The following is a 22937-nucleotide window of genomic DNA, read 5'->3' on the forward strand; positions in this document are numbered from 1 at the left end:
CTTTTTTTATATTTAAGCGATAACGTCATGATACTCATTATGAAAACGCTTAAACATGACAACCACATAAGAGCAAGTTGGAACAATTTTTAATTTTTCTGTACGAGCAAATTCTACAAGTCGATCTAACAATAACTTTGCAGTTCCTTGTCCACGTAAACGATCATCGACCCAAGTATGATCCGCTATAATGATCTGTGGAGTTTGGTAACGATAGCTGATTTCTGCAATTCTTGATTGATCTGCGTCCGTGAGATAAAACTCACCGCCTTTCACACTATCGATATGTTCAAACTGCATAAAACTGCTCACTGTATGATTTTATTTAAACAGAACATCGTGGATTGCTTCATCTTTGTTGAAAACAGATTTAGCAAATGGACAAAGCGGTAAGATTTTAACATTCTTTTGACGAGCTAATTCCACCGCACGGTCAACAAGTTGACGTCCTACGTTTTGCCCTCTTAATGAATCATCAACCCAAGTATGATCAATAATAAATTTATCTTCACCTGCCCATGAATAAGTCATTTCAGCTAAATGATGGCCATCTTCACCAATAAAAAACTCACCTTTTGATCCATTTTCTTGATGTTTAATTTCTAACATTATCATTATCCTATCATTCGTTATTAAATATAGATTAGAACGACATATTTACATAACACTATGAAAAAATGGGACAAACTTGTCTATCAATTACAAATTCAAAACTTTAATTTATTTTAAAAAAAGAAATATTATAAAAAACAAAAATATATATTGTCAGTCATAATCATTAAATGTTATTTTTTTACCATATAAATGTATTATTATTGTTAAAAAATTAGTGAGTAAATGAAATGGATATCTATTTAATATCAATTGCAGTATTGATCATCATTGCAATAATCTTATTAATTTCAATTTTTAAAGACAAATTTAATAACCCATTTAAATAATTTGCACACAACTTATAAGTGTGTCATCCTTTGTGCACTCGAAATCAAATGAAACGATTTCAACGTAATTTATTATCAAATTTGAACAAGGGGAGTAGCCTCCTCCAACAGTACTTAAATACTGTGTCAGAATATCGTCATTACACTTTGAAAAAAGTCGGTATCTGAGCATCATTTCGATTATCTAAAATGCATAATCAAAATGGTGTAGGCAAGACCTTGATCATGTTGTTTCAGAATTATTATCTGGCAACTGATCGAGGTTTTTTTATGCCAAAATCAATTGCCAGTATTGGAGATCACTATGGAAACCATAGGCAATATTTGGCTTTATGTCATTTTTTTTGGCATCGTCACGATTATGCTCTTAATTGACTTTCTAGGTTTTAAACAAAAAGAAGGTCAAGAAGTTAAAGTTAAAACTGCTGCTTATTGGAGTATTGCATGGGTCACTGTCGCAACACTTTTTGGTGGTGGACTATGGCTATATCTAGAAAATACCGCTGGTATAAACGTAGCCAATACGAAAGTTATGGAATATTTTGCCGGCTACTTACTGGAAAAGTCGCTTGCAATTGATAACGTCTTTGTGTGGCTAATGATTTTTGCTGCATTCGCTATACCTCCTGCACTTCAACGTCAATTACTCCTTTATGGTGTATTAGGCGCTATTATTCTCAGAACAATTTTTATTTTTATCGGTGCGTGGTTCGTTCAGGAATTTTCGTGGATCCTCTATATCTTCGGTGCTTTCCTTGTATACACTGGATTTAAATTCCTTAAAGGACAAGAGGATGATCCAAATATTGAAGATATGGCCATTCTAAAATGGCTACGTAAACACATGCGAATTACTCCACAGTTGGAAGGAAATAAGTTTTTCGTAAGGCAAAATGGCGTTCTATGGGCAACCCCATTATTTTTAGTGCTAATTTTAGTCGAGGCATCTGATGTTATTTTTGCAGTCGATTCTATTCCAGCGATTTTTGCGGTCACCACTGATCCTTTTATCGTCCTTACAGCTAACTTGATGGCTATCCTCGGTCTACGGGCTATGTTTTTCTTACTGTCTGGAGCCGCTTCAAAAATGCATTATTTACCTTATGGACTTGGGGCTATTTTAATTTTTATCGGTTTCAAAATGCTTATGCTTGACGTATTTCATATGCCAATTTGGATTTCATTAAGTTTTATCGTGATTGTCCTTTCAATTACTGCATGGCTTTCAATCCGTTATAGTAAAAAACATCATCAAATGACCTTATAAGGTCAAACTTTGTTGAATTCAATAAAGCCTTCATCTGAAGGCTTTATTTATATCCTTAGATGAGCCATCTAATTCACAACGCTTAACTTAGGCCATCGTTCCAAAAAACATTTTGACTTAAGCCTATGTTCAAAGACTCCACGTGAAACCAAACGATCATTCCACCTTAATTTTAAAGTAAATAAATCTTCAAGCCCCAAAGCTGCGAGGATTTCAATATGATTATTCTCCATTAATTTGATAGCGATTGCGGTTGCCGTTTCTGGCCAAAAACTCATAGCATGATGTACTGAAGTATATGGATCAATTTGAGCACCTTCATCAGTTCTGTACCAATGATGTACCAGAGCTTGATTTGTAATGTCCCAATGAATATTAGGATATCTATGTTGAAGTGCACCCTTTAAATAATTTCGTCTCTCATCCATTTTTTCTGAAGGATCAAAATAAATGACATCAATTTCAGTTTCAAAAATGGAATAATTTTGATTATGTAAATAAGACCAGATCCAATTTCGAATCAAGCCCGCACTAAAATAGGCCGCACTATCAATCTGCCGTAAATACTGTAAAAGTTCACAAATATCTGCATTAGATCGTATTAAATGGCTTAATTTCTCATATAAGTTCATGAGTAAATTCACTTTATATCTTTTGATTAGAATTTAACATTTCCACTTAGCTCTCCAATTTTAAATGCTAAGAGGCGGTTGGCAAAGATCTTGCATCATCACCAAAGAAAAAGCTCAGTAAATTTAGCGCAGCTCTTCGGAGCTCTTTTTTTTAGGAAATGACGATGAATATGATTCCCGCATTAAATCCACTCAGTGCACCTTGCCAATGTAGTTTCGACTTACAAGATTGGGAGATTCTCGCGCAATATTGGTATCCAGTGGCTCGTATTCAAGATGTTTCAACCACACCACATCAGGTCACTTTACTTGATGTAAAAATGGCGATTTACCAAACTGACAAGGGGGAAATTCGATTAGTGCGTGATATCTGCCCTCATCGAGGTGTACCTCTAAGCAAAGGATGGGTAGAGGGTGAAGAAATTATTTGCCGATATCACGGGCTAAGATTCGACCTTGCAGGGAAATGTACGAAAATTCCTGCTCAACCTGATTTAACTAAGATATCTGACCGTTTTAGCTTAACCCAATTTCCAGTAATTTTGAGATATGGACTGGTCTGGACTAGCTTGCATGGACGTGATTTTCAACACAATAATATTCCTCAACTTGACACTTGGGATCATCCTGATCATCAGTCTATTTTACCTCCGTACGTTGATATTGCAGGTTCAGCAGGTCGTCAACTCGAAGGATTCATTGATGTAGCTCACTTTGCATGGGTGCATCACGAAGCTTTTGCAGATCGAAACAACCCAGTTGTACCGAAATACCATACTGAGAGAACAGACTATGGCTTAAAAACAATTTATATTAGTGGTGTCAGTAATTACCCGCATGCTTTGAAACACCTAGAACCAGAAGGTTTTGAATGGAAAAGGACTTTTGATATTTACCCACCATTTTCAGCGATATTAACTGTAGATTTTCCAGACAATGGGATTTTAAAAATCTTGAATGCGTGTTGTCCTGTATCAGTCCATCAAACCAGATTATTTGTTCCTTTGACGCGTAATTTTGATCAGACTGGAGATTTACAAGCAGTCTATGATTTTAATGCCCAAATTTTTGCCGAAGACCAAGATATCGTAGAATCGCAAAAACCTGAAGAATTACCACTTGATTTAATGATGGAAGCGCATTTTGAGGCTGATCGATCTTCGACTACTTATCGTCGTATTCTCGCAGAGTGGGGGCTCAGCAAACGATATACAGTTTAATTAAGATAGATCAGTTACAATCAACCGAAAAAATTAAAAGTGTAGGTTTTAAATGTCTTCTGTAGTTGCATCGACGGCGATTCGCGGTCGCTTCCTAGATATTCAGAATACGGTTGCCCAAGCGCGTGAAATTCACGACCAAGTGCGTTACGTAGAAGATGGTTTATTGATTACTCAAGCGGGTAAAATTCAATGGTTTGGTCGTTGGGAAGATGGGCAACAACAGCTCTGTCAGCTTGAATCCTCTATTCAAGTTGAGCATTACCCAGATCAACTGATTGTTCCTGGTTTTATCGATACGCATATTCACTTTCCTCAAACTGAAATGGTAGGTGCGTATGGCGAACAATTACTCGAATGGCTGAATACTTATACCTTTCCTACAGAAATCCAATTTCAAGACAAAGCTTATGCAGACCAAATTGCACACTTTTTTGTCAATGAGCTGCTAAAAAACGGCACAACGACTGCATTGGTTTTTTGTACAGTTCACAAAGAGTCTGTTGATGCACTATTTGAAGCGGCAGAACAATACCAAATGCGTTTGATTGCGGGCAAAGTATTAATGGATCGTCATGCACCTGAAGCACTGACAGACACCGCTGAAACTGCTTATACAGATAGCAAAGAATTGATTGAGAAATGGCATGGTAAAAGTCGAAACCTTTATGCCATTACGCCTCGCTTTGCGCCTACCTCTACACCAGAACAATTAAAAAGAGCAGGGCAGTTAAAAACTGAATATCCTGATGTATATATTCATACTCATTTGAGTGAAAACACCAATGAAATCGCTTGGGTGAAAGAGCTTTTTCCTGAGCAAAATGGCTATTTAGATGTGTATCACCACTATGGATTAACAGGCAATAAATCTGTTTTTGCTCACTGCGTTCATTTAGAAGAGCATGAATGGGATTGCATGCATCAAACAAATTCTGCAATCGCCTTCTGCCCGACTTCAAACCTCTTTCTAGGAAGTGGATTGTTTCCATTGAAAAAAACCTGGGATAAACAAGTCAAAGTCGGTCTTGGCACTGACATCGGTGCGGGGACTTCATTTAATCAGCTTCAAACGTTGAATGAAGCCTATAAAGTTCAGCAACTCCAAGGCGACAAATTATCTGCATTTGAATCGCTTTATCATGCGACCCTAGGTGGAGCAAAAGCATTAGCGCTCGAGGATAAACTTGGTAACTTTAATATTGGAAAAGAAGCGGATTTTGTTGTATTAAATTTGAATGCCACTGCATTACAAGCATTAAGACAACAGCGCGCTAAAAATATTGAAGATGCTCTTTTCGCATTATTTACCATGGGTGATGATCGAAATATTGAGGCGACTTATATTTATGGACAAAAAGCATATCAACAATCAGCATCCTAATGCTCAGACTCAACCACAACACCCAATTAAAAAATATGTGTTGATTGGTGCTGTATTCTTAGTTTGTGCTGTCGTGCTTAAACGTGATGCGCATTAAAAAACCATTAGGTTACATTTCGTTTTTTTAAAAAGGGTGCAACATTCTGGGATATGTTTTAAAATTGAAGCATATTTCAGGTGTTGCAGGTCAACACCTTTTTTAATTTTAGAATTGTTGTTTTAGGTATCTACCCATGACCATTGACATGAAAGTGTTGATTTCCGCTGAAGAAATTCAAGCGAAAGTTAATGAACTTGGTAATCAAATTAATGCTCACTATGCAAATAGTGATCGAGAATTGGTTCTTGTAGGCTTACTTCGCGGTTCAGTGATTTTCATGGCAGACCTATGCCGCACCATTGAAAAACCACACGAACTCGACTTTATGACAGTTTCAAGTTACGGCAGTGGAACGACTTCTAGTCGTGATGTTAAAATTCTAAAAGACCTTGATGGTGAAATTCGTGGTAAAGATGTTCTTGTCGTAGAGGACATCATCGATTCAGGCAATACGCTGAGTAAAGTGGTAGAAATCCTTGAAACTCGTGAGCCAAACTCTATCAAACTTTGCACGCTGATCAGTAAGCCTTCTCGAAGAGAGATCGACTTGGAAGTAGAGTTTCTAGGATTTGAAGTTGAAGATAAATTTATCGTAGGTTATGGACTAGATTACGATCAAAAATACCGTCATATTCCATTCATTGGTGAAATCGGTCTGTAATGTTTTTTTAAGAAAGTGGCATATGCCACTTTTTTTATAAACAACAAAATAACAACAACATGTAGCGTGATTCTTCTTTTCAAACATCAATACATAATCAACTATATTTGAGCGACACAATAAAAATTCATGATAAAAAGGAGAACAAGTATGTTTTCACTTATTGGAGCTATTCTTATCGGTTTTATAGCAGGTTTAATTGCTCGCGCAATTCATCCTGGTGACGATAAAGCAGGTTTCATTGTCACGACGTTATTAGGTATTGCTGGTTCATTACTTGCTACATATGGTGGACGCCTTCTTAATATTTATCCCGAAGGTTCATCGGCAGGTTTTATTGCTTCAGTCATAGGCGCAATTATCGTTCTGTTTATTTATAACCTCGTTACCAAAAAATCTTAATCAAAAAAAGCACCTTGTTAAGGTGCTTTTTCATTCCTATGACCTAGATTTTACAAGTTCAGCTCTTTCCAAATTTTTTCAATTTCTGAAGCTGGATAAGCGCCTGTTACCCTAAATCCATTTTCAAAAATAATTGCTGGCGTTCCTTGAACACCTAGACGACGTCCAAGTTCCAAATTTCGTTCAATAGGGTTTGAACAATCAGCTTGGGCTGTTGGTTGTTGATTCTTTTGTAAAAGGGCATTCCATGCAAACTCACGGTTTGCGGAGCACCAAACTTGTTTAGAGGGCTGGATCGATTGAGATTTAATTGGATACATAAACGTATAAATTATCACATCTTTTAACTGGCTTAAATTATTTTCAAGCGTCTTACAATATGGGCAATTTGGGTCAGAAAAGATCGCGAGCTGACGCTTACCATTCCCCCTTACAGTCTTAATGGCATCTTGAAGTGGAAGTTGTTTAAAGTCGACTGAATTATGTTTCAGCACCAAATCACGTGTTAGATTTTTTTGATCTTCGATACGAATCATTGATCCAAAGAATAAATGCTTAGCTTCTTCATCAATATAAATAATCTGATTGTCTAAAGATCCGCTATAGAAACCTTTCATGTCAGTTTTTTGTAAATTTTGAATATTCAATTTTGGATACTGCGTTTTAATTTTCTGCTGAAGCAATTCAATATTCGCAAAGCTAGAACTTGTAGACAGTGCAAGTAAAGCACTGATTAAAAATTTTTTATACATAAGTTGAGCATATGTTTGATGGATATTATTGCTTATTCTAATCTTCTACTTTCTACAAAGATCAGTTTTTATGTAATTTTAAACCTCATAAATTGTTTCACGTGAAACCAAATATGACAGTTGAATTTTAACTGATTGAAGATAATTGACTCATGCTTAACAGTCGACATAGACTAATGAATCATCGTATCAGCACTGCTGTTCTATAAGACAAATAATGAATGAAAACCAATCGTGGCGAGATTTTATTCTCGTATGTATCGCACTCTGTATCGGCACCATTGGAACAGCGCTTGCTAGCCCACTTTATCCAATTTACCAAGAATTATGGGGGTTAAACCCGAGCGATATCACCTTTATTTTCGTTTCCTACATGCTAGGGTGCCTGACCACCTTACTGTTTTTGGGCAGAACCAGTAATACCATTGGTTATGTAAAAACTATGCAACTTGGGCTCATTTTTATCACCATTGGCTTGTTAATGTCTATCTTTGCGAGTGATGTCATGTCTCTCTCATGGGGAAGATTTATCATTGGTATCGCATCTGGATTGATGACAACATCTGCTCTTATTGGGCTTATTCAAACTGTTCCAACTTCCCATAAACAAATTGCACCACAATTAAGCTCAATCATTACTGCTGTTGGATTTGGGTTAGGTCCTTTATTTGGGGGATTTTTTGCTGAATTCTTTGCATATCCTTTGGTAATACCTTATGTACCCATTGTGATAGGTTCAATATTTTGCTTCTTTAGTCTATTTACACTCAAACCTATACCTTTTGATGTGCAAAAATTTAATTTTGCTCCCAAATTATTAACACCACAATCACATGATCGCACTCAATTTTTTATACTGAGCTTGACTGCATTTGCTGTTTTTGCAGGATTTAGTTTATACGCCTCACTATCTCCTTCATTTGTTAAAGACATTTTGCCTTGGCACGGTCCACTGATTAGTGGTTCTGCCATTACTGTCATTTTACTGATTTCAGCTGCGACACAATTTTTTTCAAGATCAATCAAACCGCAATCCAGCCTATTACTCGGTATCATGACTTGCTTCATGAGCGTGATCGCTTTATTCCTTTGTATGGAGTTTAAAATTAGCTGGTTATTTTTCCTAAGCGATGGTCTGTTTGGGATTGGACATGGCTTAGCTTTACTTGGGGCTTTCGGACTTATTCATCACATGACCACACCTCACAATCGAGCCGCCGTCATGTCTACTTATCTCTTTATCGGCTATCTCGGAACGATTCTACCCATCCTAGCAGTAGGATATTTAGCTGACCATTTTGGGCTTACAAATGCAGTGATTTGGTTCTGTATTGCAATTTCAATCTTACTGATTGTTTTATTCATAAAGCAGATGATGGTTAAGCCAAGCAAGTTACCTTTAGCCAATTAACCCAAAAGCCCATTACTGGGCTTTTTAAACCACAGATAAAAACTCGTTTACTTCCCGATACAGAAAGAGCCAAAGATTTTTCCGAGTAAATCATCCGCACTAAAATCACCAGTAATTTCACCTAATGCATTCTGTGCGAGACGTAACGATTCTGCGACAAGCTCTCCTGCATGGTAAACAACAAGTTGTTCACGAGCTTCCGCAAGATAAGATTGAGTGCGCTTCATTGCGTCTAGGTGGCGTGTTCTTGCAATAAAGGTATCTTCTTCAGGCTGAAAGCCTGCATGTGCTGTAATCGCATCTACAAGCGATTGAACACCCATTTCTTGCTTGGCTGAGACCGTAATGTGTCTAAAGCCTTGGAGATCAGCAACTTTAGCTTCACTATCTACTAAATCACATTTGTTAGCGATTAAAATTAAGCGTTTAGGATCGATATAATTAGCAAAGTAAGTATCTGCCAAACGCATCGGATCTTCACCTTGACTCAAATCGTAAACCAAGAGTAGGAGATCAGCATTTTCTATTTCTTTAATCGCTCGACGAATACCTTCCTTCTCAACAATATCTCCCGTTTCACGCAGCCCTGCTGTATCCGTCAGGGTAATTGGCAAACCATTTAGGCTTATTTTCTCGTGTAGTACATCACGCGTTGTACCTGCAATGTCCGTTACAATCGCGCGCTCAACACCAGCCAATGCATTCAATAAACTCGATTTACCTGCATTGGGTTTCCCTGCAATCACCACTTGTAAACCTTCACGCAGAAGTTGACCTTGGCGTGCTGATTGTTGTACTGCACCCACTGATGCTTGCACATCTTCCAATAACGCTAAAATTTTTCCATCTGCAAGAAAATCAATTTCCTCTTCAGGAAAATCAATCGCCGCCTCAACATGTAATCGTAAGTGAATGAGTTTTTCTAATACTGTATTTACTTTGTCCGAAAATGCGCCTTGCAATGAACGTACTGCAGAACGAGCAGCTGCTTGTGAAGTAGCATCAATTAAATCAGCAATTGATTCGGCTTGGACTAAATCCATTTTTCCATTTTCAAAAGCGCGCATTGAAAACTCACCCGCTTTTGCTGCAATTGCGCCTAACTCTAACAGTCGGCCCAATAATGTATTTTGAATCACCGGTCCACCATGACCTTGTAACTCAACTACATCTTCACCCGTAAAAGAATTCGGATTTGGAAAACAAATGACCAAACCCTCATCCATGACTTGCCCATTCGCATCAAGAAATTGACGAAATGCAGCATAACGAGCAGGACCGAGTGCCTTACCAGTTAAAGCCTCTGCTATGGCATATGCTTTAGGACCAGACAGTCGAATTACACCTACACCTCCACGACCTGGCGGTGTTGCAATCGCAGCAATAGTGGTTTGATGTTGTAGGTTCGTCATTGAAATGATCTCAAAGCAAGGCAAAAAAAATCCGCCTAAGGATATCACCTTAAGCGGATCGATTCAGCTACTAACAAAACTTAGTTCGTAGATGCTGTATCTTCTTTTGCTAAGCGAGCTTTCTCAACACTCTTATTAATCAGACCTTGCTGAAGAATCGTGATCAAATTGTTGACAATCCAGTAAAGCACAAGTCCAGCAGGGAAGAACAATAAGAATACCGTGAAAATAATCGGCATAAACTTAAAGACTTTTGCTTGCATTGGATCTGTCGGCTGTGGGTTCAACATTTGTTGAACATACATCGTCACACCCATCAACAATGGTAGGATAAACCATGGGTCCATTGCAGATAAATCTTGAATCCAACCTAACCAAGGAGCGTGGCGTAACTCAACAGACTCCATGAGCACCCAATACAAAGCCAAGAAAATTGGCATTTGAAGAAGTAAAGGTAAACAACCAGATAATGGATTGACTTGTTCACGCTTATAAAGTGCCATCATTTCTTGTGAGAAACGCATACGGTCTTCGCCAAACTCTTCTTTCATGCGTTGCATTTCTGGTGCAATCACACGCATTTTCGCCATAGAGCGATAGCTCTTAGATGAAAGAGGCCAAAGAATAAGTTTCACAAGAATTGTCAACAGAATAATTGACCAACCCCAGTTTCCAACAATGCCATGGAAGAATTGCAAACCTAAAAATAGCAATTTCGCAATTGGCCATAACCAACCATAATCAACCGTTTGATTTAAACCAGTTGCCAAGTCTTTTAATTCAGATTGAATTTTTGGACCTGAGTAGAATGTTGCATCAACAGTCATTGTTTTGCCAGCTGGCACATTAATGGTAGGCGAAGTAAAGCCAATGATATTCATACCATCAGCAGATTTACGTGACTCCATTTTTGCAGAATACGGCTGGTTACCGAAGTTACCAGGCACCCAAGCACTTACAAAGTAATGCTGAACCATTGCAACCCAACCACCTTGAGCCTCAACACTTAACTTTTCTTCATTAAAATTATCAAATTTTAATTTGTTATAGTGTTCATCAGGTGTACCCCAAGCACCACCTAAATAAGTGCCCAGTGTAAAGATTCCTTGATCAGTTTTACCTGGATCTTCAGAGTTGTCACGTTTGATCTGACCAAACATTTGACCTTGCCAGTTTTGCTGACTACGGTTAATCACTTGATAACTTACGTTAACTGGATATGCACCTTCTTGGAAAGTGAACGTTTTGATGATTTCAACACCATCAGCCGTTTTTAATACCATTGGAACTTTTAACACTTTCTCAGCTTCACCATCTTTATTGGTGGTTGCTTGAGCATCAGCTAAAGTATAAGTCGACTTTTCAAACTCAAATGTTGGACGTCCACTACGGCTACTGTCAGGTCCATTTAAACCAATTAAACCTGATTGAGCGACATAAGTACGTTTCTCATCATTTTCAAGCATAACGAACGGTTGTTCGCTATTTTTACTTTTATCATGATTGAGTAGTTCAACACGGACAATGTCACCACCTTTAGGGTTAATCCAAAGATGATATAAATCAGTTTGAACAGCAACTAATTGTTGATTTGCTGTTGCAGGTGTAGTTGTGTCTTGTTGTTCAGCTGCAATATTTGCTTGCGGAATATCAGTTAAACCCGCTGTCGTTTGGCTCGTTGGCAGATCAGCAGAAACATCTTGGGCAACGACGGCAGCAGGTGCTGTCGCAGCAGTTGTTTCAGTTTGACCATAGTCTTTTTGCCAAGCAAGAATAAGCAAATATGCGGTGACAAACATGGCCCCGAGAATTGCAAACCTGGCCCATTGTTGCATATCGATTACCCCAATTGGTTAGAGTGATTTTTGGTTCAATAAACGCTCACGCAAGGGTACAGTAACGTGAGTCATTTGAGAATCTATTTGCTGAAATGAAATAAAACGAATTGCTTTTTTGGGAACAGGATCATATCCACTTCCACCCCACGGATGGCAACGACAAATCCGTCGCGTTGCATACCAGACACCTTTAATCGGGCCATGTATATGAATAGCTTCTAACGAGTATTGAGAACAAGTTGGGAAATAACGGCAACGAGGTCCAAGGAGCGGACTAATCGCAATTTGATAGAAACGAATCAACCAATGCAATATACGGACCATTGGCCACCTCTAACTTTGAGGAGAGGGAACTGATATTTTATGATGTTTTTTTACAAGACGCTGTAGCTTCTGCCATGCAAATTGTAATTGCTTATGCAATTCAGCATTCGGAATCGACTCAATACCTACCTTAGGCATGACCACAATATCCAATAAATCTATATCTTGCTGATTTAAGCGAAAACTTTCGCGAGCAATACGTTTTATTCGATTTCTTTCATGTGCACGGCGCACTTTCTTTTTAGCAACAACAATACCTAAACGGCTTTTAGGCTGTTTAGTCGGTGTAGCTAAAAATAAGAAATGGGGTTGATGCACTTTAAAAAGCGCACCATCAAATACACCTTTGTAATCTGCAGCACAGCGGATTCTCACCTCTGGACTGAAACTATAAAGTGTCATAACACCCAAATCGTCGATAAACTAAACTGGTATTAAACAGTTAAGCTGTGACGACCTTTTGCACGACGACGAGCTAATACTTGACGGCCAGCTTTAGTCGCCATACGAGCACGGAAACCATGAACGCGTTTACGCTTTAATTCAGATGGTTGGAAAGTACGTTTCATATCGAAACTCCAAAGTTGGTGTTCTATAAAGGTTCGCGATTGTATTGTGCATTGTTTGTTCTGTCAATATTAAACAGTATTGTGTAACACTTTTGATGAAAGTTGCTTGAGTCTGAGAAAAATACAAATTTGTTAAATAATCTATTTATACACAAAATAAATATATGTTTTTATTATAGTATTTAAGTTAACCACAGAAATATCCATAAACTTATACACATGATGAAATTTAATTATGACTGATTTTTAAATTTAAATTTAAACACAAGGAATGATTATCCACAGAAAACCGAATCTTATTAAATAAATTCAAATTTATAAATTTAAATTTATTACTATTAGGGTTGTGATTTTCTATGGATAAGGCATTATTTTTTTTTAAATATATATACTTAGGTTGTTGATAACTATGTTTTCATATTTTTTATAGATTGTGGATAAGTTATTGCTTTTATTTATCCACAGTTTGTGGAAAACCTTATCCACACCCTATTTTAAATTTAAATTTAGACTTTTAAATTTGATTATTTGTGTTTAAAGTTCAAAATTACTCATGACATATGTGGATAACTTGGGTATGATTGCCTCCCCAATCTCATGGGGTTGTTTTTAAATTTAAATGGAATGAGGGGTTTCACATGCTGTGGACAGACTGCTTAAATCGCTTGCGACAAGAGCTCTCAGATAATGTCTTTGCAATGTGGATACGTCCATTGGTTGCCGAAGAGGTAGATGGTGTTTTAAAGCTTTATGCACCTAATCCTTACTGGACACGCTATATTCAAGAACATCATTTAGAATTAATTAGCATTCTTGCAGAACAAATGTCTGAAGGACGTGTTTGTAAAGTTGAAATTTTAGTCGACTCACGACCAGGCGCGATTTTATCTGCTTCAGAGCAACCTGCGACAACAACTGCAGCGCTTGAGTCTTCAGCAGCAGCACCTGTAGTCAGAGCAAAAAAAGAAAGCAATGAGCAGCAAAATACAAAAACATCAAAAAAACGATTATTAAATCCGCTGTTTAATTTTGCATTGTTCGTCGAAGGGCGTTCAAATCAGATGGCGGCAGAAACCTGCCGTAAAGTGTTAACTCAGTTAGGCGAACCTCAACATAACCCGTTATTTTTATACGGTCCGACTGGTTTAGGTAAGACCCACTTGATGCAAGCAGTGGGTAATGCTTTATTACAAGCTAAACCAAATGCTCGTGTGATGTACATGACTGCTGAAAGTTTTGTTCAGGATTTTGTGAGTTCACTTCAACAAGGTAAAGTCGAAGAATTTAAAAAAAATTGCCGTTCACTGGACTTACTTTTAGTGGATGATATCCATTTACTTGCAGGTAAAGAAGCCAGCTTAGTTGAGTTTTTTTACACGTTTAATGCCTTATTAGATGAATCTAAACAAATTATTTTGACCTCAGATCGCTATCCTAAAGAGTTGACCGAGTTAGATCCTCGTTTGGTATCTCGCTTTTCATGGGGATTATCGGTAGGGGTAGAACCGCCTGATATTGAAACTCGAATTGAGATTTTACTTAAAAAAGCTGAAAGTAATGGTATCGATTTGCCTCGTAACTGTGCGCTCTTTATTGCACAGCAAGTTGTGGCAAACGTACGTGAACTTGAGGGTGCATTAAATAAAGTCGTCGCGATTTCTCGTTTTAAAGGGACACCAATCGACTTAGATGTGGTGCGAGAATCACTGAAAGATGTTCTTGCGATTCGTGCTCGTACTATTAGCACCGAAAATATTCAGCGTGTAGTCAGTGAATATTTTCGTATCCCATTGAAAGAGTTGGTTGGACCTAAACGAACTCGTATTTATGCTCGACCACGTCAATTAGCAATGGGGCTTGCGAGAGAATTAACGGGCGACAGTTTTCCTGAAATTGGCATGGCATTTGGTGGTCGTGATCACAGTACAGTCATGCATGCCTGTGAAAAAGTGCAGAGTTTGTGTGCTGAAGATCCCATCTTTAATGAAGATTACAAAAATTTAATGCGCTTATTACAAAGCTAAATCTGTTTAAATTCTATTCTTGCAATGCGGCATATTCTGCCGCATAGTACATGATTAAAAGTGTTTTAGTCTGTCGTCGATATACTGTTTTTAGAGGAAATCCATCGTGCGTTTGAAGATCGCGAAAGAAAGCTTACTCAATGTTTTGTCTCATGTTGTAGGTGCTGTAGAACGTCGCCATACGTTAAATATTCTTTCAAACGTCAAAGTTCAGGTTACTCAAGATGCACTGACGATTACAGGTTCCGATCTTGAAGTTGAACTTGTTGCGAGTACAACGCTTTTAGAGGGAGCATGTTTACAAGCAGGTCAAACCACAGTACCCGCACGTAAATTGATGGATATCTGTAAATCTTTACCGACAGCAGCACTGATTGATTTACAAATCACAGAAGACCAGCGTTGTATTTTGAAATCTGGTAATAGCCGCTTTGTATTAGGAACATTATCTGCTGAGGATTACCCTTTATTAACGACTGAAAATAGTCAAGGGACTCAAGTTCAGGTCACTGAACGTGAACTAAAACGTTTATTTGAAAAAACCTCTTTTGCGATGGCTGTTCAGGATGTCCGTTTTTATCTTACAGGTACTTTACTTGAAATTGATAAAAATCAGCTTCGTGCAGTGACGACAGATGGACATCGTCTTGCTCTTTGTGAAACATTGGCCAGTTCGAATGCTTCGCAGTTAGTGCAAGCAATTGTGCCTCGTAAAGCGGTCGGTGAATTACAGCGTCTATTGAGTATCGAAGATAATCAACTCTCGTTGTTAATTGGTCGTGAACTGCTGAATGTTACTTTGACAATTCCAAGCCGTGATAAAGAGCAGGGTGATATTACTGTTCGTATTACTACAAAATTAATTGATGGTAAATTCCCTGATTATCGACGTGTTATTCCTCGTGGCGGTGATAAAACAGTTACGATTGCACATGATATTTTCAAACAATCATTACAGCGAGTTGCTATTCTGAGTAACGAAAAATTACGTGGTGTATTTTTAAACTTCAATCCAGATTCACTGCAACTTCGTGCCAATAACCCTGAGCAAGATGAGGCAGTTGAAGATCTTGCGATTCAATACAATAATGCACCTATGGAAATGTCATTCAACGCACAATACATTTTGGATGTATTGAATGTGTTGGATGGTGATGATGTATTAATGACAATGACTGAGGCAAACCAATCTGTATTGGTTCAAGATCCTGCTCATCAAGATCAAACTTATGTCGTCATGCCGATGCGTGTTTAATGTTGTTTTTGATTTAGTTTAATCTGGTCATGTTCATTACGCGTTTAAATATCCAGCGTGTGAGAAATTTAAAAGCGGTTGCACTCCAAGAGTTGCAACCGTTTAATGTTTTTTATGGACAAAATGGTTCAGGAAAAACGTCTATATTAGAAGCAATTCACTTATTGGCCACTGGTCGATCTTTTCGTACACATATTCCTAAACATTACATTCAAAATCAAATGCAGGATGCGATTGTATTTGCACAGTCTGCTACTGAAAAGATTGGTATGCAAAAGCTCATTACAGGTGAGCAAAATATTAAAGTGAACGGGGATAGTATTGCCACGCAAGGACAGCTAGCCAAAATTTTACCATTACAGCTTATTGACCCTCTGAGTACAGATATTATTGATCACGGAGCTAAACCAAGACGACAATTGCTTGATTGGTTAATGTTTCACGTGGAACCAGATTTTTACTATGCATGGCAATTTTATTCTAGAGCATTAAAACAACGAAATAGCTTATTAAAATCAAAACGTAATCTGACGGTGCAAGATTTAGAAGCATGGAACAAAATGCTTAGTGAGTACGGTGAAATATTACATTTACAACGTCAGGCTATTGTTGAACAGTGGCAGATATTTTTTCAGCAAGATCTTAAAACACTATTACCAGATATCGAGATCCATATGGAGTATGCAGCAGGCTTTCATGTGGAACATGGCTTGGCTGAAGACTTGATTTTGTATCATCAAAAAGACTGCGAAAGACGCTATACAGAATATGGTCCACACCGTGCAGATTTAAAGTTAAAAACCCCAACAGGAGATGCAGATGCCGTACTGTCACGGGGGCAAAAAAAATTATTAATCATGGCTTTAAAATTGTCACAGATCGCAATGTTGCATGCGTCTAATAAGGAAACTGTGGTATTATTAGATGATGTGACAGCAGAATTAGATATAACCGCACAACAACGTTTAATTGAGCGATTGAGCCAACTTGGTAGTCAAGTTTTCATTACCACTTTAGACCATGAATCTGTACAAAAGCATTTACATGATTTGTCTATTTCCTATCAATTATTCAATGTTGAAAACGGTTCTGTTCAAGTTGTTGTGCAATAATTTTTTGAAGTTTTCTCCATCTTTGGATAGACCTTTTTTTCACTAGGGAGTAACCATGAGTTCAGAAGATCAAGCTGCTTCTCAAACAGAACAAACCATTGAAAAGGCTTATGATTCCTCTAGCATCAAGGTATTACGTGGTTTAGACGCAGTACGTAAGCGTCCAGGCATGTATATTGGTGATACGGATGATGGTACTGGTTTACACCATATGGTGTTTGAAGTGGTGGACAACTCGATTGATGAAGCCCTTGCTGGTCACTGTGATGAAATTCTGGTTACCATTCACGAAGACGAATCTGTTTCTGTCGCAGATAATGGTCGTGGTATTCCCACAGATATTCACCCTGAAGAAGGTGTATCTGCTGCTGAAGTCATCTTAACGATTCTTCATGCGGGTGGTAAGTTTGATGACAACAGCTATAAGGTTTCTGGTGGCTTACACGGTGTAGGTGTTTCAGTTGTAAACGCTTTGTCTAGTAAACTGGAACTCACAATTCATCGTGCTGGTAAAATTCATGAACAAGAATACCGCCATGGTGACCCTCAATACCCTTTAAAGGTGGTGGGCGATACAGATCGTTCAGGTACTCGTGTACGTTTTTATCCAAGTGCTGAAACATTCAGTCAGACCATTTTCAATGTCGATATTTTAGCTCGTCGTTTACGTGAACTGTCATTTTTAAATGCGGGCGTCCGAATTGTTCTACGTGACGAACGTGTTGGTTTAGAACATGTATTTGATTATGAGGGTGGTTTATCAGAATTCGTTAAATACATTAACGAAGGAAAAACACATCTTAACGATATTTTTCACTTTACCACGCAAGCTGATAATGGCATTGGTGTTGAAGTTGCATTGCAATGGAATGATACGTACCAAGAAAACGTACGTTGCTTTACCAATAACATTCCTCAAAAAGATGGTGGTACTCACTTAGCTGGTTTCCGAGCTGCTTTAACTCGTGGCCTTAATAACTACATGGAAAACGAAAACTTACTCAAAAAAGAGAAGGTTGCAGTTTCTGGTGATGATGCACGTGAAGGTTTAACAGCAATTGTTTCAGTGAAAGTTCCTGATCCAAAATTCTCTTCTCAAACCAAAGAAAAATTGGTATCGAGCGAGGTAAAACCTGCTGTTGAACAAGCAATGAATAAAGCTTTTTCAGAGTATCTTCTTGAAAATCCAGCTGCAGCTAAATCAATTGCGGGTAAAATTATTGATGCAGCACGTGCACGCGATGCGGCGCGTAAAGCACGTGAAATGACTCGCCGTAAGAGTGCGCTTGATATAGCAGGTCTTCCTGGTAAATTGGCGGACTGTCAAGAAAAAGATCCAGCTTTATCTGAACTATATCTTGTCGAGGGTGATTCAGCAGGTGGTTCAGCGAAACAAGGTCGTAACCGTAAAATGCAAGCGATTTTACCGCTCAAAGGTAAAATCTTAAACGTGGAACGTGCTCGTTTTGACAAGATGATTTCTTCTGCTGAAGTCGGAACACTGATTACAGCATTAGGTTGTGGTATCGGTCGTGAAGAATATAATCCAGACAAATTACGTTACCACAAAATTATTATTATGACCGATGCGGACGTGGATGGTTCACATATTCGTACGCTGTTATTAACGTTCTTCTTCCGTCAAATGCCGGAATTAGTGGAACGTGGTCATATTTATATTGCTCAGCCACCACTTTATAAATTAAAGAAAGGTAAGCAAGAGCAGTATATTAAAGATAATGATGCGCTTGAAACATATTTAATTTCGAATGCAATTGATGAGTTGGCATTACATATCAGTGCTGACGCACCTGCGATTCGTGGTGAAGCGCTTGCAAAAGTCATTGCTGATTATCAGACATCACAAAAAAGCTTACAGCGATTAACGATTCGTTATCCTGCAACTTTGTTAGATGCTTTACTTGGTTTAGATGCTTTTAAATTAGATCAAAATCAAGATGAAGCTTATGTGACGTCTTGGGCAGAGCAATTGCGTCAAGCAATTGAAACACAACAGCCAAGCTTAAGACCTGAATTCACGCTCGAAGCATTCGAAAAAGAACTCGCAGATGGTTCACGTGAAACACATTACTGGCCACGTTTAACAGTGTATGTACACAACCTTCCTCATCACTATTTATTAGATGCTGGTTTATTAGGTTCAGGTGAATATAAACGTTTACTTCAAAACTCAAAGAGTTGGTTTACGTTACTTGAAGACGGGGCTTATTTGCAAAAAGGTGAGCGTAAAGTCAATGTTGCTAACTTCCATCAAGTATGGCAACAAGTATTGGCAGATTCACGCCGTGGCATGATGATCCAACGCTATAAAGGCTTGGGCGAGATGAATGCAGAGCAGCTTTGGGAGACCACGATGGATCCTGAAAATCGTAATATGCTTCAAGTGACGATTGATGATGCAATTGAAGCAGATCGCATGTTCTCTTGTCTCATGGGTGATGATGTTGAACCACGTCGTGCATTTATTGAAGAGAATGCATTGAATGCAGATATTGATGCTTAATGCTATAAGTTAAAAAAAGCACTCTTAGGAGTGCTTTTTTTGTATTAATCTAAAATCTTAAGTCATTTTTTTGGAATTAATTTCAATAAAATGATGTGCTTTAAGTCACATATTTTATTTATTATATGAAATATACAGATAATTAAATAAGCATTTACGAAATTAATAAATAATTAAAATCATAAAATTCAATAAGTTATAATTGAATAATAAAAAATAGAGCAATAGCTCTATTTTTTTAAATGGAGAGTGATTAAAATTTTTGTCATGGAAAAGAATCCATTTAAATGCTTAAAAGGAACTAAGAATGAAAAAAACAACTCTGGCTTTATTGGCGGCTTCAACCATGGGTATGGTTTCAACTGCTCAAGCAAAGGTTGATGTGTGTGTATTTGATTTACTCGGTAAGTCTGGTGAATCGTTCCAAATGGCTCAGGAATGGGCATTGGCAGCAAAGGGTTGGGGGGCAGATATTAATCTGATTCCACGTCAGGATGAGGCTGTAGCCGATAATGATTTCAAAGCAGGTAAGTGTGATGCTGTTTTCTTAACAGCGATGCGTTCTCGTCAATATAACAAGTTTGTAGGCTCGATTGACTCTTTAGGTGGTGCGCCTTCAAATGCAATTGCACAACGTGCGATTACTTTTGCTTTAGACAAACGTAATGCTGCAAAGATGGTCACAAATCTTGGTGGGAAAAAATATGAAGTGGCTGGTATTGCACCACTTGGCGCTGCATATATTTTTGTGCGTGATAAAAAAATTGATTCTATTGAAAAAGCCGCTGGTAAGAAATTCGCAGTATTAAGTTATGACCCTGCACAAAAAATTATGGTGCAACGTGTAGGTGCTCAAGCGGTTGGATCTGATGTTTCCAACTTCGTTGCGAAGTTTAATAATGGTCAGGTGGATATGGTTGGTGCACCAGCATATGCCTATAAGCCTCTTGAAATTTATAAAGGTTTAGGTAATACAGGGGCAATGTTTGATTTCCCTGTTGTACATATTACAGCTAACTTTGTAATGAACCCTGAAAAATTCCCTGAAGGATTTGGTCAAAAATCACGTGATTGGTTTGTGAAAAACTTGCCGAAAAGCTACGCAATGATCAAGCGTTTAGAAAGTGAAATTCCAGCGAAATACAAATTGCAATTCTCAGCTGAAGAAAAGCTGAAATATCAAAAACTACTTCGTGATGGTCGTATGGATCTCACTAAACAAGGTATTTATGACAAAGAGATGATGTCTGTTCTTAAGAAAGCACGTTGCTCTGTCGATAAATCCAACTTCGAATGTTCACTTGGTGGTGAATAATTCTGATTTCTAAAGAAAAAATCCTAGACCTGGTCTAGGATTTTTTTTATTCATTTTATGTCATTTTCGCCAATGCACATTTATAAGAAAAAAGTATGCTTTAATCACAATAAGTAGTATTTAAATGATCTGTATCTAAAAACCATATACATACAGCATCTCAGGATCAGTATCTACACAATTGGATCGTGTAATCTCATTTTAGTTCAACACACTGACACTGAAGTTTAAGGTGTTCGATATGGGATATTCGAGACTATAAGAAAGAAGGAATAGGAAACAATAAAATGAATTTAACCAAAACATTATTATTATCAGCAGGTTTAATGACTGCTGCAACGGCTTCACAAGCAAAGCAAGTCGTCTGCGTGTTTGATCTCGTCGGGAAAAACGGCGATGTCTATGCGTTAATGAAAGATTATCAACTTGCTGCTAAGCAGTGGGGAGCTGATATTGAGCTTAAAGTCGGACAAAATGAAGGCGTAATTGCTGAAGATTTCAAAGCAGGTAAATGTGACGGTGTAAGTATCACAGGGATGCGCGGTCGTCAGTTTAATAATTTCACTGGCTCTTTAGATGCCATTGGTGCGATTACTAATCTCAATTTAGCTGTCAAAGTTATGCAAGGTTTAGCAAGTCCAACCTTTGCAAAGCATATGAAAAATGGCAACTATGAAGTTGCAGGTGTGATTCCTGTTGGCGATGCTTATTTAATGGTGCGTGATCGTAGTATTAATACGGTTGCTAAAGCTGCGGGTAAAAAGATCGCCGTACTTGATTATGATCAGGCACAAAAAATTATGGTACAGCAAATTGGTGCGCAAGCAGTGAGTTCTGATGTCACTAATTTTGGTAGTAAATTCAATAATGGCCAAGTTGATATTATTGGTGCACCAGCAGCGGTATTCCGTCCTTTAGAACTTCATAAAGGGCTAGGAACGAAAGGTGCAATTGTGAATTATCCAATTCTTCAAGTTACCGGTAATATCATCATTCGTCATGATAAATTCCCTGAAGGTTTCGGACAGAAATCGCGTGATTGGGTGAAAACACAATTACCACGTGCGAATCAAATTTTAGGCAAAATGAAAGCGGATATTCCGGCTAAATATTGGATGAATGTTCCAGCTGGAGATAAACCTGGTTATCAAAAATTGATGCGTGAATCTCGTATTGCACTTACTAAACAAGGTGTTTACAACAAACAAATGATGAAACTACTTTGGCAGTTCCGTTGTAAGAATGAACCGACAAACTTCGAATGTAGCTTGCAGGATGAGAACTACAAATAAGTTCATAGGACGTTACATTTAAATCCGATAAATTTACTCTGAATAAACTTTAAAGTTCGAGTTATGACCATATATTGAGTATGTTATACTTGATATATGGTCTTTTAATTTCAAAGCCTATTTAATTTTTTGAGGAATCCATCATGACTGCCCAAGCACTTGAGCTGACTGACAATGCTGCGAATAAAGTTCGTCAACTTCGTGAGAGCGAAGGAAATCAAGATTTGATGTTACGTGTATATGTGACAGGTGGTGGTTGCTCTGGTTTTTCTTACGGATTCAATTTTGCTGAATCTCAAAATGAAGACGATGCTGAATTTGTGAATGGTGATGTGAAGATGCTTGTTGACTCACTGAGTTATCAATATCTCGTTGGTTCAGTTGTTGATTATGTCGAAGGTTTGGAAGGATCTCGCTTTATCGTGCAAAATCCTAATGCGACAACGACATGTGGTTGTGGATCTTCATTCTCAATTTAATATGCAGCAAAAAAAAGCCGCTA

Annotated in this window: 22 protein-coding genes and 1 pseudogene; 14 read left to right on the forward strand and 9 right to left on the reverse strand. The window is 37.9% G+C overall.

The annotated features are described in order from the left end of the window. Positions 1-12 precede the first annotated feature (12 nt). Both CL42_RS11650 and CL42_RS11655 read right to left on the reverse strand, forming a co-directional pair. Entirely contained in the window at positions 13-300 is a 288-nt protein-coding gene (locus tag CL42_RS11650; protein ID WP_035268576.1) for a GNAT family N-acetyltransferase, read from the reverse strand. Between the two features lie 21 nt (positions 301-321). Then, a complete protein-coding gene (locus CL42_RS11655; RefSeq protein ID WP_035268578.1) occupies positions 322-609 on the reverse strand; it encodes a GNAT family N-acetyltransferase in 288 nt (95 codons plus the stop codon). A gap of 636 nt (positions 610-1245) precedes the next feature. Between CL42_RS11655 and CL42_RS11660 the strand changes: the two genes are divergently transcribed. Next, positions 1246-2208 (forward strand): TerC family protein, encoded by a 963-nt coding sequence (locus CL42_RS11660; RefSeq protein ID WP_035268580.1) that lies wholly within the window; start codon positions 1246-1248, stop codon positions 2206-2208. A 68-nt stretch (positions 2209-2276) separates the two neighbouring features. Here the strand turns inward: CL42_RS11660 and CL42_RS11665 are convergent, their stop codons facing one another. Further along, entirely contained in the window at positions 2277-2852 is a 576-nt protein-coding gene (locus CL42_RS11665) for a nucleotidyltransferase family protein (RefSeq protein ID WP_228133276.1), read from the reverse strand. A gap of 152 nt (positions 2853-3004) precedes the next feature. On the opposite strand from CL42_RS11665, the gene CL42_RS11670 reads away from it, so the two are divergent. From CL42_RS11670 to CL42_RS11685, 5 genes are all read left to right on the forward strand, one after another. Continuing rightward, on the forward strand, positions 3005-4060 hold the full coding sequence (locus tag CL42_RS11670; protein WP_035268585.1) for a Rieske 2Fe-2S domain-containing protein: 1056 nt from the start codon (positions 3005-3007) through the stop codon (positions 4058-4060). A gap of 52 nt (positions 4061-4112) precedes the next feature. Beyond that, on the forward strand, positions 4113-5444 hold the full coding sequence (guaD, locus tag CL42_RS11675) for a guanine deaminase (protein WP_035268586.1): 1332 nt from the start codon (positions 4113-4115) through the stop codon (positions 5442-5444). Then, complete coding sequence (locus CL42_RS17650) at positions 5410-5541, forward strand: hypothetical protein (RefSeq protein ID WP_257219949.1); 132 nt, start codon at positions 5410-5412, stop codon at positions 5539-5541. The genes guaD and CL42_RS17650 overlap by 35 nt, the downstream gene beginning before the upstream one ends. 136 nt (positions 5542-5677) lie before the next feature. Beyond that, positions 5678-6205 carry a hypoxanthine phosphoribosyltransferase gene (gene hpt / locus CL42_RS11680; RefSeq protein ID WP_035268589.1) on the forward strand — a complete coding sequence of 176 codons (528 nt, stop codon included), beginning with the start codon at positions 5678-5680 and terminating at the stop codon, positions 6203-6205. Between the two features lie 150 nt (positions 6206-6355). Then, positions 6356-6607 (forward strand): GlsB/YeaQ/YmgE family stress response membrane protein, encoded by a 252-nt coding sequence (locus tag CL42_RS11685; protein WP_035268591.1) that lies wholly within the window; start codon positions 6356-6358, stop codon positions 6605-6607. Positions 6608-6657: 50 nt separating this feature from the next. Here the strand turns inward: CL42_RS11685 and CL42_RS11690 are convergent, their stop codons facing one another. Then, positions 6658-7359 (reverse strand): DsbC family protein, encoded by a 702-nt coding sequence (locus tag CL42_RS11690; protein WP_035268594.1) that lies wholly within the window; start codon positions 7357-7359, stop codon positions 6658-6660. Positions 7360-7576: 217 nt separating this feature from the next. Between CL42_RS11690 and CL42_RS11695 the strand changes: the two genes are divergently transcribed. Then, entirely contained in the window at positions 7577-8770 is a 1194-nt protein-coding gene (locus CL42_RS11695) for an MFS transporter (RefSeq protein ID WP_035268595.1), read from the forward strand. Positions 8771-8817: 47 nt separating this feature from the next. On the opposite strand, the gene mnmE is transcribed toward CL42_RS11695, so the two are convergent. The 5 genes and pseudogenes from mnmE to rpmH form a co-directional block, all read right to left on the reverse strand. Beyond that, entirely contained in the window at positions 8818-10182 is a 1365-nt protein-coding gene (gene mnmE / locus CL42_RS11700) for a tRNA uridine-5-carboxymethylaminomethyl(34) synthesis GTPase MnmE (RefSeq protein ID WP_035268597.1), read from the reverse strand. Between the two features lie 80 nt (positions 10183-10262). Beyond that, positions 10263-12017, reverse strand: a complete 1755-nt coding sequence (yidC, locus tag CL42_RS11705) for a membrane protein insertase YidC (RefSeq protein WP_035268599.1) — start codon at positions 12015-12017, stop codon at positions 10263-10265. A 5-nt stretch (positions 12018-12022) separates the two neighbouring features. Beyond that, a pseudogene (gene yidD / locus CL42_RS11710) lies at positions 12023-12344 on the reverse strand (membrane protein insertion efficiency factor YidD). Between the two features lie 9 nt (positions 12345-12353). Continuing rightward, positions 12354-12746 carry a ribonuclease P protein component gene (gene rnpA / locus CL42_RS11715; RefSeq protein WP_035268604.1) on the reverse strand — a complete coding sequence of 131 codons (393 nt, stop codon included), beginning with the start codon at positions 12744-12746 and terminating at the stop codon, positions 12354-12356. Between the two features lie 32 nt (positions 12747-12778). After that, positions 12779-12913, reverse strand: a complete 135-nt coding sequence (rpmH, locus tag CL42_RS11720; protein WP_000831329.1) for a 50S ribosomal protein L34 — start codon at positions 12911-12913, stop codon at positions 12779-12781. Between the two features lie 638 nt (positions 12914-13551). Between rpmH and dnaA the strand changes: the two genes are divergently transcribed. The 7 genes from dnaA (at position 13552) to erpA (ending at position 22914) form a co-directional block, all read left to right on the forward strand. After that, positions 13552-14937: a chromosomal replication initiator protein DnaA gene (gene dnaA, locus CL42_RS11725; RefSeq protein ID WP_035268607.1), complete on the forward strand. Its 1386-nt coding sequence runs from the start codon at positions 13552-13554 to the stop codon at positions 14935-14937. Between the two features lie 106 nt (positions 14938-15043). Beyond that, positions 15044-16192, forward strand: a complete 1149-nt coding sequence (dnaN, locus tag CL42_RS11730; RefSeq protein ID WP_035268609.1) for a DNA polymerase III subunit beta — start codon at positions 15044-15046, stop codon at positions 16190-16192. 29 nt (positions 16193-16221) lie between these two features. Beyond that, on the forward strand, positions 16222-17304 hold the full coding sequence (gene recF / locus CL42_RS11735) for a DNA replication/repair protein RecF (protein WP_035268612.1): 1083 nt from the start codon (positions 16222-16224) through the stop codon (positions 17302-17304). Positions 17305-17359: 55 nt separating this feature from the next. Next, complete coding sequence (gene gyrB / locus CL42_RS11740) at positions 17360-19828, forward strand: DNA topoisomerase (ATP-hydrolyzing) subunit B (protein ID WP_035268615.1); 2469 nt, start codon at positions 17360-17362, stop codon at positions 19826-19828. A gap of 307 nt (positions 19829-20135) precedes the next feature. Then, positions 20136-21143: a putative solute-binding protein gene (locus CL42_RS11745; protein WP_035268618.1), complete on the forward strand. Its 1008-nt coding sequence runs from the start codon at positions 20136-20138 to the stop codon at positions 21141-21143. Positions 21144-21430: 287 nt separating this feature from the next. Then, a complete protein-coding gene (locus tag CL42_RS11750; RefSeq protein WP_035268621.1) occupies positions 21431-22435 on the forward strand; it encodes a putative solute-binding protein in 1005 nt (334 codons plus the stop codon). A 143-nt stretch (positions 22436-22578) separates the two neighbouring features. After that, positions 22579-22914 (forward strand): iron-sulfur cluster insertion protein ErpA, encoded by a 336-nt coding sequence (gene erpA / locus CL42_RS11755; protein WP_035268624.1) that lies wholly within the window; start codon positions 22579-22581, stop codon positions 22912-22914. Positions 22915-22937: the final 23 nt, after the last annotated feature.

This window comes from Acinetobacter sp. Ver3 (assembly GCF_000632455.1).
In the GTDB taxonomy this organism is placed as follows: domain Bacteria; phylum Pseudomonadota; class Gammaproteobacteria; order Pseudomonadales; family Moraxellaceae; genus Acinetobacter.